Genomic DNA, 12,217 nt, shown 5'->3' on the forward strand with positions numbered 1-12,217 from the left:
CCCTCTACAGCGTTCGGCCTTGGCCCGGCCCTTTGTCACGTTCGTTCACATCGCTAGTCGTCCAGGACCCACGTATCCTTGGTACCGCCGCCCTGGCTGGAATTGACCACCAGGGAGCCCTCTTTCAGGGCTACCCGCGTCAAGCCGCCGGGGGTGATGCGGATGCGATCGGAGACGAGCACGAAAGGCCTCAGATCGACATGCCTTGGCGCAAGTCCCTTTTCTGTCATGATCGGCGTCGTCGATAGAGCCAGCGTCGGCTGGGCTATGTAGTTCTTTGGATTTGCCTTGAGCTTGAGCGCGAAGGCTTCGCACTCCTTCTTCGATGCTGCAGGCCCGACCAGCATTCCATATCCGCCCGAGCCATGTACCTCCTTCACGACCAGGCTCGAGAGATTCTCAAGCACATATTTCAGCGTGTCAGGTTCCGAACAGCGATGTGTCGGCACGTTTTCAAGTATCGCCTTGCGCCCCGTATAGAACTCGACGATCTCGGGCATGTACGAATAGAGCGCCTTGTCGTCGGCTATGCCAGTGCCTGGTGCATTGGCAATGGTTATGTTGCCGGAACGATAGACATCCATGATACCGGGAACGCCGAGGGCGGAATCCGGGCGGAAAGTCAGCGGGTCGAGGAATCCGTCATCCACCCGCCTGTAGAGAACGTCGATGGCACGGTTGCCCTCCGTCGTCCGCATGACGACTTTGCCATTCTCGACGCGAAGGTCGCCGCCTTCGACGAGTTCGACACCCATCTGATCGGCCAGGAACGCATGTTCGAAATAGGCCGAATTGTAGATGCCCGGGGTCAATACCGCGATCGTCGGGGTTCCCTTGCAGCCCGGTGGCGCTACTGCGGCGAGCGACTGGCGCAACTGCTTCGGATAGGTTTCGACGGGACGGACCTTGATCTGCTGAAACAGCTCCGGAAAGAGCTGCATCATCGTTTCGCGGTTCTCCAGCATATACGAAACACCGGAGGGCGTCCGGGCATTATCTTCCAGAACATAGAACTGATTTTCTTCGGTTCGGACGATATCGACGCCTATAATGTGGGTATAGACGTTGCCGGGAGGGCGAAAGCCGACCATTTCTGGCAGATAGGCATCATTGTGCATGAAAAGTTCGCGCGGGATACGCCCGGCGCGAATGATCTCCTGGCGGTGATATATGTCGTCGAGGAATGCGTTGAGCGCCATGACACGCTGTTCGATGCCCTGCGAGAGGCGGCGCCATTCGTTTCCGGTGATGATGCGCGGAATGATATCGAAGGGTATCAAGCGCTCGGCGGCTTCCTCGTCGCCATACACGGCAAAGGTGATCCCGGTTTTCCGGAAGACGTTCTCGGCGTCGATCGCCTTCTGGGCCAGGCGGCCCGAATTTTGCGTGTCGAGCCAATTCTTCAATTGTTGGTAAGGCGGACGAACAAGGCCGCCGGACTGAATCATTTCATCAAATGGCTTCACTCAAATCCCCCTTTATCGGGTTTATTCAAGCGCGTTCGGCAGAAAAAGCAAGCATATTCCAACGCGTCGCGATTATGGCGCGTGCAATGCCTAAAAATTGGGCGACAAGCGTGACGCTGGGGCAGCAAAGCCAACTGTTTCAGCGAGACATACGGGAGCTGAGCGGTGGAAGGGCCCGACAGTCAGGCGGGCCCCAAATCGTTCACCTGCTCAATAGGGCGAGACACACTGCCTGCGTGGGCCATTATAGGGCTGGTAAGTGTTGTCATAGGCCCGATACGAGCGGTAGCGGTTATAGCACCATTGCGTATGGGAACGTGCGCCGCGGTAAACCGGGCGGTTTATGGTGCTGCCGATTACGACGCCCGTGCCGAAGGCTGCGAGCGGGAACCATGCACCATCATAATATCTGTAGCCCGGACGGTGGTAACGGTATCCGCGGTAGCCGCCATAACGGTGGCCGCGCCAATGCCGATTGCGATGCCAGCGCCGCTCGCCGCGCCAATGACGGCCACCGCGCCAGTGCCGATCGCCCCGCCAGCCCCGGTCGCCTCGCCAGTGCCGGCGGTGCTGCACATTGAGGAGCGGCGTGTTCCCCGTCTCGATGGCAGGTGGCGTGATCGGCGCCGCATAGGCCGGCAGCGCACCGGTCGAAAACGTGCCAAACGTCATGACTGCCGCCGCAATGAATGATGTAAGCTTTTTCATGGGTCCTCCGGTTTCCCGAGGTCTAGGCCTCGTTCCATGCCGGTGGATCAGTGATGCCGGCATTGTCCGATGCCTTCAACGCGCCAGGGTCGTGTTGGTTCCGTCAGGCGTTGACAGCCGCCAGGAGGCTGTCGGCCATTTCCACCTTGAGCTCGCGGAAATGCGAAATGATGCGGCTCGGGCCATAGGCTGAAACATGCTGGTCGGAGTAACCGAAATCAACGGCAATGACCGGAATTCCAGCCGCCTTGGCCGTGTCGATATCCGTTCGGCTATCGCCCACCATCACGGCGCGGGCGCTGTCGCCATTCGCCTTGCTGATCGTTTCGAACAGATGCCGCGGATCCGGTTTGCGGAAGGCGAAGCTATCGCCGCCGCAAATGGCGCCGAAGCGGTCGGCCTGTTTCAGGCCACGGAGCAGCTTCGTCGCCAGGCCCTCGAACTTGTTCGTGCAGACGGCGAGAGCGTAACCGGCGGCAGCGAGTTCGTCCATCGCCTCGGCAGCGCCCTCGTAGAGGGCCGAATGCCCAGGCATGTTGGCGCCATAGTGGTCGATGAAGATCGAGACGAGCCAATCGAGCTGTTCCGGGCTCAGGAGCTTCTGCTGTGCCTCGAATGCCCGTTCGATCATGACCCGGCCGCCATGGCCGACATATTGGCGCAGCGCGACCGGATCGACCTTTTGCAGCCCTGCTTCGGCCAGGCAATGGTTGAGGCTGTCGAGAAGATCGGGAGCCGTATCGACAAGCGTCCCATCGAGATCGAAAACAATGATCGGTTTAGACATTCTGATCCTGCAAATTCGGAGGGAAATGATAGATCTGCAATCGATCTTGAGCTTGACCCAATTGTCTGACGTGCTAGGGAGCCCGGTGTCAAGTCAAAGCTGGAACGGGAGGGCGAGACCAATGGACGCGAGGGCGCTGAAGATCGAAGCCGCCGTGACGGCTATCGCCTATGTTCAGGACGGCATGCGGCTTGGGATAGGCACGGGATCGACCGCAGAGGAATTCGTGCGCGTACTGGCGGACAAGGTGCGCGACGGGATGAGCGTGATCGGCGTGCCCACCTCCGAGAGGACGGCCGCTTTGTGCAGGGAACTCGGAGTGCCGCTGACGACGCTCGAGGAAACCCCGGCACTCGATCTGACTATAGATGGCGCCGACGAGGTCGATTCCGAACTGTCGCTGATCAAAGGCGGTGGCGGTGCTCTTCTTCGCGAGAAGATCGTGGCGGCGGCGTCCGAACGCATGATCGTCATCGCGGATGCATCCAAGCGGGTCGACGTGTTGGGAGCGTTTCCCCTGCCGATCGAAGTCAATCGTTTCGGCCTTTCCGCCACCCGGCGCGCCATCGAAAGCGCTGCGAGCAATCTCGAATTGTCCGGTCCGATCACATTGAGGATGACGGGCGATCAACCATTTGTTACAGACGGTGGGCATTTGATCCTGGATGCATCTTTTGGCCGCATTCCGGATACAAGAGCTTTATCGAGAGCTCTGCACGCCATACCCGGCGTCGTGGAGCATGGGCTATTTCTGGATCTGGCGCGCATAGCCATATTGGCCGGTGCTGACGGTATCCAGATACTGACAACGAAGAAAACGGAGCGATAATTCATGACCCGAGCAACTGGCCTTCGCCGCTTGATTGCACCTTTGTCCATCGCAATCATGCTGGGCGGCGGATTGTCTGCCTATGCGCAAGACGTCACGCCATCTCACTTGGCTGCTGCACGTGCTGCCGTTACCGCCATCCGCACGACCGACCAGTTCGATGCAATATTGCCCCAGGTGGCGCAGCAGCTGAAAGCCGAGCTTATCCAGAAGGATCCCAATCTGGAGTCCATCATCAGTTCCACCGTTGACGAGCAGGCGCTGGCCTTGGCCGCGCGCCGCGGCGACCTGGAGAACGAGGCTGCACGCGCCTACGCCGTATCGTTCACTGAAGAAGAGCTCAACGCGATCACCGGCTTCTACACATCGCCTGCCGGCAAGAAGCTTCTTTCGGAAGGCCCGATCGTGACGCGCGAAGTGCTCAAGGCAGCTGGCATCTGGGAGCGCGGCATTGCACGCGACCTGGCGCAGGCTGTCGCCGAGAAGGTCGTTGCCGCTGCTGCCGCGACCGCTCCCGCCGCGCCGGAAGCCCCGGCAGCGCCAAAACCCTGATCTGTTGAAATTAATGGTTTAGAGAAGGCCCGGTGAAAGCCGGGCCTTCTCTTTTAAATTCGACCGTTAAGCCTCATATATTGGCTCTGCGCAGATTCGGAGTGTCTTCACATGGCAAGTTATGACTACGACCTTTTCGTCATCGGGGGAGGGTCGGGCGGTGTTCGCGCCGGTCGCCTGGTTGGGGCCATGGGCAAGCGCGTCGGGCTTGCCGAAGAGTACCGGATGGGCGGAACATGCGTCATCCGCGGCTGCGTCCCCAAAAAGCTGTTTGTCTATGCTTCACAGTTTCCCGAACATTTCGAGGCCGCCAAGGGCTTCGGATGGAGCGTCGGCGAAACGAAGTTCGATTGGCCGACGCTGGTTGCGAACAAGGACAAGGAGATCGCCCGGCTGGAAGGCCTTTACCGGCAGGGGCTCGACAACGCCCAGGTAGAGATCTTCGACAGCCGGGCCAGACTGGTCGATGACCACACGATCGAGATCTTGAACTCGGGACAAAGGATCACCAGCGACCAGATACTGGTCGCTGTAGGTGGCCACCCCAATCCGCATGTCGCCTTGCCTGGCCATGAATTGTGCATCAGTTCCAATGAGGCATTTCATCTGAAGGAACTGCCGAAGGCGATCGTCATCGCGGGCGGCGGCTATATAGCAGTCGAATTTGCCAATATTTTCCACGGGCTTGGGGTCGATGTGACACTGGTCTACCGTGGCAAGGAGATATTGTCGCGTTTCGACCATGACCTGCGCCAATTGCTGCACGAGGCAATGACGGCGAAGGGGATCAAGATCCGTTGCGGCGAGATATTCAAGGAAGTGAAGCGCGACGATTCCGGCCGGCTGCAGGTGGCCTTGCTGTCGGGCGGGACCATCGTCGCCGATCAGGTGATGCTGGCATTGGGCCGCGTGCCGAACACGCAATCGCTGGGGCTCGAGAATGCGCAGGTGAAAACCGACGAACTCGGAGCTGTCGTCGTCGATGAATATTCGCGCACCAATGTCGCCAATATCTGGGCCGTCGGCGATGTCACGAACCGCGTGCAGCTCACGCCTGTCGCCATTCATGAGGCCATGTGTTTCCTCGAAACCGCTTTCAAGGGTAATCCGACGAAGCCGGACCACCGGACGATTGCCACGGCGGTATTCTCGCAACCTGAGATAGGCACCGTGGGCCTTTCGGAGGAAGAGGCAGCCAAGGAATTCGATAATGTCGAAATCTACAGGGCGCTGTTCCGGCCGATGCGCAATACGCTCTCGGGCGCGAAAGACCGCATGCTGACCAAGCTCGTCGTCGATGGTGCGAGCCGCAAGGTGCTCGGCGCGCATATTCTGGGGCCGGATGCGGGCGAAATGGCGCAATTGCTCGCCATTCCGATCAAGGCGGGCTGCACAAAGGATGATTTCGACAGGACGATGGCAGTGCATCCGACTGCCGCGGAAGAACTGGTGACGATGTACAATCCGACCTATCGCATCGTCAAAGGCGAGCGCGTGGGGTGAATTTCTAGGCGGCCTCTGGCCTGTGCAAGGCGCACGACCCCGCCGGCAGGTCACCCTGCAACAGCCAGTTTGCGACGGGCGCCCATAGTGCGTCGGCGCGATGCTTGCGGAAGAAGCCAATATGGCCGATCTTGTCGCCTGCCTCGGGGGAGAGCCAGATTTCATGGATCGTCGAATTCTCGAAGCGCTCCATCAACGCACCGATAGCGCGCGGCGTCCCCCAAGGGTCGTCATTTATGCCGACACTGAGAATAGGCGTCCTGACGGTGGGAAAAAAGCGCGCCTCGGGGACTTTGGCGTCCTCGAAGAGAAAGTTGCGGTTTCTGCACCAGCGGGCCCAATCGCGGAATATGCTTCCGGGCAAGGCTTCGCCGATGCCGCTCCATTTGGGAAGGCGGCCGAGGGGGAAGGTAAGAGGGACACCGACGAGATTCATTCGGGCGAATACCGCCAAAGGTTCGGCTGTGTTGCGATAATATCCCGAAAGGGACGCGACGGTGGCATATCGGTCGAAGCGGGCCGAGTGGTCGTTCAATCCGAGTGCGACGCCGCCGAATGAATGGCCGATACCGACGATCCTATTGCCGTTCGCGTGGGCGCTGAGCTCTTGAAGCGCAGCCGGTAAATCCAGCGCGCCCCAATCCTTCATGTTCAGCCGCGATCTCCATTTCTTGTCCGCAGACGACTTCGCCACGCCGCGATAATCATAGGTCAGCACGTGGGATGCGCCGTTCTCGACCAGGAACGCCGCGAAATGGCGATAGAACGTTTCAGGTACGGCCGCAGCTGACGACAGGAGTACTGCCGGCTTGTGGCCTGTTCCCTTGAACAAGCTGCCACGCAACTCGAAGCCGTCCGCAGCGCGGAAGCTGATCTCCTCCATCGAAGCCTCCATGTTACCTTGACGTAAAGGTAATATTATTCGGCGGCCAGGGCAATGGTTTCGTCATATGCCGAAGCGTCGTTGTCGAAGCGCTGTGATCAGGACTGGTGCGTGTCACATAATTAGACTATATGAGCGCCTTCTGAGACATTTTCGGAAACTTCAACCCATAAGTTCTGACCTAATCAACATGTAGAAAGCAAGCAACAGGTGCAATAATGACGAAGAACTGGACACCGACATCCTGGAGAGGCAAACCGATCAAGCAGGTGCCTTTTTACCCGGACGCTCAGGCATTGAGCGATGTCGAGGCTCGTCTTCGTACCTATCCGCCGCTTGTATTTGCAGGTGAGGCACGCAAGCTGAAAAGACAGCTTGCCGCAGTTGCCCATGGCGAAGGATTCCTGTTGCAGGGCGGCGATTGCGCCGAGAGCTTTGCCGAGCATGGCGCTGACAATATTCGCGACTTCTTCCGCGTGTTCCTGCAGATGGCAGTCGTGCTCACGTTCGGCGCATCGCAGCCGGTGGTGAAGATCGGGCGCATCGCAGGCCAGTTCGCCAAACCGCGGTCCTCGGACACCGAAACCAAGAACGGCATCGAGCTCCCGGCCTATCGCGGCGACATCATCAATGGAACCGAGTTCAGCGAACAGGCTCGCATCCCTGATCCTGCCCGGCAGGAAATGGCCTACCGCCAGTCGGCGGCGACGCTCAACCTGCTTCGTGCGTTCGCGCAGGGCGGTTACGCCAATCTTGAGAACGTCAACCAGTGGATGCTCGGCTTTGTCGCCGACAGCCCGCAGGGCGAGCGCTATGGCATGTTGGCCCGGCGCATCTCGGACACGATCGATTTCATGCGGGCAGTGGGCATCACCGCCGAGACGAACGCGCAATTGCGCGAGACGGATTTCTACACGAGCCATGAAGCTCTGCTGCTTGGCTATGAAGAAGCCCTGACCCGCGTGGATTCGACCTCGGGCGACTGGTACGCCACGTCCGGGCACATGATCTGGGTGGGTGACCGCACCCGGCAGGCCGACCACGCGCATATCGAATATTGCCGCGGCATCAAGAATCCGCTTGGCCTGAAGTGCGGACCGTCGCTCGAGCCGGACGATCTTCTGCGCCTGATCGATTTGCTGAACCCCGCCAACGAGGCTGGGCGGCTCACGCTGATCGCCCGCTTCGGCCATGACAAGGTTGGCGATCATCTGCCCAAGCTCATTCGGGCCGTGCAAAAGGAAGGCCGCAATGTCGTATGGTCATGCGATCCGATGCACGGCAACACGATCACCGCGAATGGCTACAAGACACGGCCGTTCGACCGCATCCTGAAAGAGGTCGAAGCGTTTTTTGCAGTTCATCATGCCGAGGGCACCTATGCAGGTGGCATTCACATCGAGATGACGGGCAATAACGTCACCGAGTGCACCGGTGGCGCCCGCGCTATCTCCGCCGATGATCTGCAGGATCGGTACCACACGCATTGCGATCCGCGACTCAATGCCGACCAGGCACTGGAACTTGCGTTTCTCGTTGCCGAACTGCTGAAGAAGGAACGCGACAGTCAGCCACAGAAGCTGGCGGTCAACGCCTGAAGCAGCGACGAATACCCATGTGAAAAGGGCGGCCTTTGGGTCGCCCTTTTACTTTGGCAGTTCATAATCACGTTATGAATGACTTTCGACTGGTGTTTTTTGCTTCCGGATTCTATCAAGTCGGCATGCAAAAAGAACCTCGCCGCGTCCGCCTTTCCAAAGCCTTCCGTTCCTTCATCGAGAGTGAAGCTTCTGGCGGCATCATCCTGATGATCGTTGCAGCGCTTGCTCTGGTGGTGGCGAACTCGCCCTGGAGCGAGCTTTATTTCGGCCTTCTGCATGTCGAGGTCGGCGGATTGAGCATACTCCATTGGGTGAATGATGCCCTGATGGCGATCTTCTTCCTGCTCGTCGGACTGGAAATCAAGCGCGAGATGATCAGCGGGCAATTGTCGAGCTGGCCGCGCCGCGCATTGCCGGGTTTTGCGGCAGTGGGCGGCATGCTGGTGCCTGCGCTGATCTTCATTGCGTTTAACAGGGGCAATACGATCCACGGCTGGGCGATTCCATCGGCGACCGATATCGCATTTTCGCTTGGTGTACTTTCGCTCCTCGGCTCGCGCGTGCCAATGTCGCTGAAGGTGTTCCTGACGGCCTTGGCGATCATCGACGACCTCGGCGCCGTCATCATCATCGCGCTTTTCTATTCAAGCGGAATTCACGTGCCGGCGCTCATAGGCGTGGCCGTGGTGTTCCTGATCCTCATCGCGATGAACCGCATGGGCATGATGCAGCTCTGGGCCTATGTCATCCTCGGCGTCATCCTCTGGATACTGGTGTTCAAGTCCGGCATCCACGCAACCATAGCCGGGGTGCTGCTGGCGCTGGCGATACCAATGCGCGGCAGCGGAAAAGCCGCGTCGGAATCGCCGTTGCATACGCTCGAACATGCGATCCAGCCATGGGTCGGTTTCGCGGTGGTGCCGATCTTCGGCTTCGCCAATGCCGGCGTCTCGTTCAGTGGTGTCGCTCTCTCCAATCTGGCGGATCCGGTGCCGCTCGGCGTCGCGGCAGGGCTCTTCATCGGCAAACAGCTTGGCGTCTTCTCCTTTGCCTGGCTCGCCATCAAGCTGCGCCTTTCGGAGCGGCCTGCAGGAACGACATGGACGCAGCTCTACGGCGTAGCCATCCTGTGCGGCATCGGCTTCACGATGAGCCTGTTCATTGGGCTGCTGGCCTATTCGGACTCGACCATATTGCAGGACGAAACAAAGCTCGGCGTCCTGATGGGCTCGCTGCTGTCAGCGCTTTTCGGCGCGGCTTTGTTGGCCGTGGCGGCCAGACGCCCTGCCAGGCAGGGCTAGATGCGGCAACAAACCTCCGAAGGGGCAGGGATGGCGGATATACATACGGGGTCATGTCTTTGCGGCGAAGTCAGCTTCAAGACCAGCGGTCCGTTGCGTGGCGTCGTCTATTGCCATTGTACGCAATGCCGCAAACAGTCCGGACATCATTATGCGGCGACCAACGTTCTTGACGATAATATCGAGATTTCCGGTACCGACCATCTGAGCTGGTATCGCGCAAGCAAGCAGGCAAGGCGCGGCTTCTGCCGTGATTGCGGTTCGGCACTGTTCTGGAAGCATGACGATCTGGATTATATCTCCGTGATGGCCGGTGCGTTCGAGGCTCCGTCCGGATTGAAGGGGGAGTGCCATATTTTCGTTGCCGACAAGGGCGACTATTACGAGATTGACGATGATCTGCCGCAATTTGCCGCGAGCGGCAGTATCGTCGTTGCCAATCATGATCATGATTGACGGTTCATATTCGGCCAGTGACCGCTAGGTTCAAGGGATTGGAGGCGCAGCCATGCAACGATTGATCGCCGCCTTCATCAACTCGATGAGGGCATTGCGGCATCTCGCCAGGAACGAGAAGGCCGTCCAACAGGAACTGGCGATCTTCCTGCTTTCCATTCCCGTTGCAGCGGCAATCGCGCCCTCGGCGCTCATATTCCTGCTCCTGACCGGCTCACTGCTATTCCTCATCATGATCGAGGTGCTGAATACCGGAATCGAGGCCGCCTGCGACGCAGTCTCAAAGGACTTTCACAAGGAAATCCAGATCGCCAAGGATTGCGGCTCGCTTGCGGTTCTCATTTCGGTTGTTCTCGTTGCGGGTATCTGGCTCTATATATTGTGGAGTCTCTATCTGGCCTGAAGCGGCCCGGCATCTATTGTCCATCCCATAGCAAAGCGATATATGTTCACTATGAGCAAAAATCCCGACGTCCTCCGCATAGCCATCGCCCAACTCAATCCGACGCTGGGAGATATCAAGGGAAATCTCGCGAAAGCGCGCGAAGCCCGTTCCGATGCGGCACGACAGGGCGCCGACCTCATCCTCTATACCGAACTGTTCATTTCCGGTTACCCGCCGGAAGATCTCGTTTTGAAACAGGCGTTCATCGAGGCATGCGAAGCGGCGGTCAACGAATTCGCACTGGATACCGCCGATGGGGGCCCGGGCGTCATCATCGGAACGCCGTTGCGGCGTCCGACCGGGCTGCACAATTCCGTGGTCGTCCTTGATGGCGGCAAGGTGATCGCCGAGCGCTACAAGGTCGATCTTCCGAATTATGGCGAGTTCGACGAGAAACGCGTCTTCCAGGCAGGGCCGATGCCGGGGCCGGTGAACTTCCGCGGCACGCGCATCGGCATACCGATCTGCGAGGACATCTGGGGCGACCTCGGCGTCTGCGAGACGTTAGCGGAGAGCGGCGCCGAGATCCTCTGCGTGCCGAACGGTTCGCCCTATTATCAGGGCAAGGTGGATGTGCGTCATCAGGTGGCATTGCGGCAGGTCATCGAGACCGGGCTTCCGCTCATCTTCGCAAACCAGCTCGGCGGGCAGGATGATCTGATCTTCGACGGCGCTTCATTCGCCTTCAATGGCGACAAGAGCCTTGCATTCCAGATGTCGCAATTCGAAGAGCAAAGCATCGTCGTGACCTGGCGGCGCACGGAAGGCGGCTGGGTCTGCAGCGAAGGGCCGGCGTCGCGCATTCCGGAAGGTGAGGAGGCCAATTACCGCGCCTGCATGCTCGGCCTGCGAGACTACGTCAACAAGAACGGCTTCAAGGATGTCGTTCTGGGACTGTCCGGCGGCATCGATTCTGCCATTTGTGCGGCGCTGGCTGTGGATGCCCTCGGCGAAGAACGGCTGCGGGCGGTAATGATGCCATATCGCTATACATCGAAAGATTCGCTGAAGGATGCCGAGGACTGCGCACGCCTCCTTGGCTGCCGCTACGATATCGTGCCGATCTTCGAGCCCGTCGAGGGGTTCCTCAAGACGCTCGCGCCGACTTTTGCGGGAACTGAACCGGGCATCACCGAGGAAAACCTGCAAAGCCGTGCTCGTGGCACGATCCTGATGGCGATTTCCAACAAATTCGGTTCGATGGTGGTCACGACAGGCAATAAATCCGAGATGTCAGTTGGCTATGCCACGCTCTATGGCGATATGAATGGCGGGTACAATCCGATCAAGGACATCTACAAGATGCAGGTCTACGCCATGTCGGAATGGCGCAATCGCAATGTGCCGGCAGGAGGGCTGGGGCCGTCGGGGGAGGTGATCCCCAACAATATCATCAGCAAGGCGCCGTCGGCCGAACTGCGGGAAAACCAGACCGACCAGGATTCACTGCCGCCATATCCCGTCCTCGACGATATTCTCCAGAGTCTGGTGGAAAACGAGATGGGTGTCGATGAAATCGTCCAACGCGGCCATGACCGGGCGACAGTCGAACGTATCGAGCATCTGCTTTACATCGCCGAATATAAGCGGCGGCAATCGGCGCCGGGGGTGAAGGTAACCCGCAAGAATTTCGGCAGGGACCGGCGCTATCCGATCACCAATCGTTTCCGCGACCGCTAAGGCGCC

Annotated in this window: 12 protein-coding genes; 8 read left to right on the forward strand and 4 right to left on the reverse strand. The window is 59.0% G+C overall.

Annotated elements, in window-relative coordinates; all coding sequences use genetic code 11:
- Positions 1-53 precede the first annotated feature (53 nt).
- The 3 genes from OSJ75_RS02110 to OSJ75_RS02120 all read right to left on the reverse strand — a co-directional run bounded on the left by OSJ75_RS02110 (position 54) and on the right by OSJ75_RS02120 (position 2,961).
- A complete protein-coding gene (locus OSJ75_RS02110; RefSeq protein WP_416362512.1) occupies positions 54-1,448 on the reverse strand; it encodes a circularly permuted type 2 ATP-grasp protein in 1,395 nt (464 codons plus the stop codon).
- A gap of 228 nt (positions 1,449-1,676) precedes the next feature.
- On the reverse strand, positions 1,677-2,174 hold the full coding sequence (locus OSJ75_RS02115; protein ID WP_267226613.1) for a BA14K family protein: 498 nt from the start codon (positions 2,172-2,174) through the stop codon (positions 1,677-1,679).
- Positions 2,175-2,277: 103 nt separating this feature from the next.
- On the reverse strand, positions 2,278-2,961 hold the full coding sequence (locus tag OSJ75_RS02120) for an HAD family hydrolase (RefSeq protein ID WP_267226615.1): 684 nt from the start codon (positions 2,959-2,961) through the stop codon (positions 2,278-2,280).
- Between the two features lie 121 nt (positions 2,962-3,082).
- Between OSJ75_RS02120 and rpiA the strand changes: the two genes are divergently transcribed.
- The 3 genes from rpiA (at position 3,083) to gor (ending at position 5,845) form a co-directional block, all read left to right on the forward strand.
- Positions 3,083-3,790, forward strand: a complete 708-nt coding sequence (rpiA, locus tag OSJ75_RS02125) for a ribose-5-phosphate isomerase RpiA (protein WP_267226617.1) — start codon at positions 3,083-3,085, stop codon at positions 3,788-3,790.
- A 3-nt stretch (positions 3,791-3,793) separates the two neighbouring features.
- Positions 3,794-4,342: a DUF2059 domain-containing protein gene (locus tag OSJ75_RS02130; RefSeq protein ID WP_250013574.1), complete on the forward strand. Its 549-nt coding sequence runs from the start codon at positions 3,794-3,796 to the stop codon at positions 4,340-4,342.
- Positions 4,343-4,453: 111 nt separating this feature from the next.
- Entirely contained in the window at positions 4,454-5,845 is a 1,392-nt protein-coding gene (gene gor, locus OSJ75_RS02135) for a glutathione-disulfide reductase (protein WP_267226619.1), read from the forward strand.
- Between the two features lie 4 nt (positions 5,846-5,849).
- Here gor and OSJ75_RS02140 read toward each other — a convergent pair whose 3' ends face one another.
- Positions 5,850-6,728, reverse strand: a complete 879-nt coding sequence (locus OSJ75_RS02140) for an alpha/beta fold hydrolase (RefSeq protein ID WP_267226621.1) — start codon at positions 6,726-6,728, stop codon at positions 5,850-5,852.
- Positions 6,729-6,946: 218 nt separating this feature from the next.
- On the opposite strand from OSJ75_RS02140, the gene OSJ75_RS02145 reads away from it, so the two are divergent.
- The 5 genes from OSJ75_RS02145 (at position 6,947) to OSJ75_RS02165 (ending at position 12,211) form a co-directional block, all read left to right on the forward strand.
- Positions 6,947-8,326, forward strand: a complete 1,380-nt coding sequence (locus OSJ75_RS02145) for a class II 3-deoxy-7-phosphoheptulonate synthase (RefSeq protein WP_250013581.1) — start codon at positions 6,947-6,949, stop codon at positions 8,324-8,326.
- Between the two features lie 125 nt (positions 8,327-8,451).
- Entirely contained in the window at positions 8,452-9,630 is a 1,179-nt protein-coding gene (gene nhaA / locus OSJ75_RS02150) for a Na+/H+ antiporter NhaA (protein WP_267226623.1), read from the forward strand.
- Positions 9,631-9,660: 30 nt separating this feature from the next.
- On the forward strand, positions 9,661-10,086 hold the full coding sequence (locus OSJ75_RS02155; RefSeq protein WP_267226625.1) for a GFA family protein: 426 nt from the start codon (positions 9,661-9,663) through the stop codon (positions 10,084-10,086).
- 52 nt (positions 10,087-10,138) lie between these two features.
- The gene (locus OSJ75_RS02160; protein ID WP_250013586.1) at positions 10,139-10,489 is read left to right on the forward strand and encodes a diacylglycerol kinase; all 351 of its coding nucleotides are present in this window, start codon (positions 10,139-10,141) and stop codon (positions 10,487-10,489) included.
- Positions 10,490-10,540: 51 nt separating this feature from the next.
- The gene (locus OSJ75_RS02165; RefSeq protein WP_267226627.1) at positions 10,541-12,211 is read left to right on the forward strand and encodes an NAD+ synthase; all 1,671 of its coding nucleotides are present in this window, start codon (positions 10,541-10,543) and stop codon (positions 12,209-12,211) included.
- Positions 12,212-12,217 lie beyond the last annotated feature (6 nt).

This window comes from Phyllobacterium sp. 0TCS1.6A (genome assembly GCF_026420825.1).
Taxonomy (GTDB): Bacteria; Pseudomonadota; Alphaproteobacteria; order Rhizobiales; family Rhizobiaceae; genus Phyllobacterium.

Bases quoted from the DNA above. Each gene is read 5' to 3' on its own strand.
- OSJ75_RS02110 (WP_416362512.1), bottom strand. From the start codon at position 1,448: ATGATTCAGTCCGGCGGCCTTGTTCGTCCGCCTTACCAACAATTGAAG.
- OSJ75_RS02115 (WP_267226613.1), bottom strand. From the start codon at position 2,174: ATGAAAAAGCTTACATCATTCATTGCGGCGGCAGTCATGACGTTTGGC.
- OSJ75_RS02120 (WP_267226615.1), bottom strand. From the start codon at position 2,961: ATGTCTAAACCGATCATTGTTTTCGATCTCGATGGGACGCTTGTCGAT.
- rpiA (WP_267226617.1), top strand. From the start codon at position 3,083: ATGGACGCGAGGGCGCTGAAGATCGAAGCCGCCGTGACGGCTATCGCC.
- OSJ75_RS02130 (WP_250013574.1), top strand. From the start codon at position 3,794: ATGACCCGAGCAACTGGCCTTCGCCGCTTGATTGCACCTTTGTCCATC.
- gor (WP_267226619.1), top strand. From the start codon at position 4,454: ATGGCAAGTTATGACTACGACCTTTTCGTCATCGGGGGAGGGTCGGGC.
- OSJ75_RS02140 (WP_267226621.1), bottom strand. From the start codon at position 6,728: ATGGAGGAGATCAGCTTCCGCGCTGCGGACGGCTTCGAGTTGCGTGGC.
- OSJ75_RS02145 (WP_250013581.1), top strand. From the start codon at position 6,947: ATGACGAAGAACTGGACACCGACATCCTGGAGAGGCAAACCGATCAAG.
- nhaA (WP_267226623.1), top strand. From the start codon at position 8,452: ATGCAAAAAGAACCTCGCCGCGTCCGCCTTTCCAAAGCCTTCCGTTCC.
- OSJ75_RS02155 (WP_267226625.1), top strand. From the start codon at position 9,661: ATGGCGGATATACATACGGGGTCATGTCTTTGCGGCGAAGTCAGCTTC.
- OSJ75_RS02160 (WP_250013586.1), top strand. From the start codon at position 10,139: ATGCAACGATTGATCGCCGCCTTCATCAACTCGATGAGGGCATTGCGG.
- OSJ75_RS02165 (WP_267226627.1), top strand. From the start codon at position 10,541: ATGAGCAAAAATCCCGACGTCCTCCGCATAGCCATCGCCCAACTCAAT.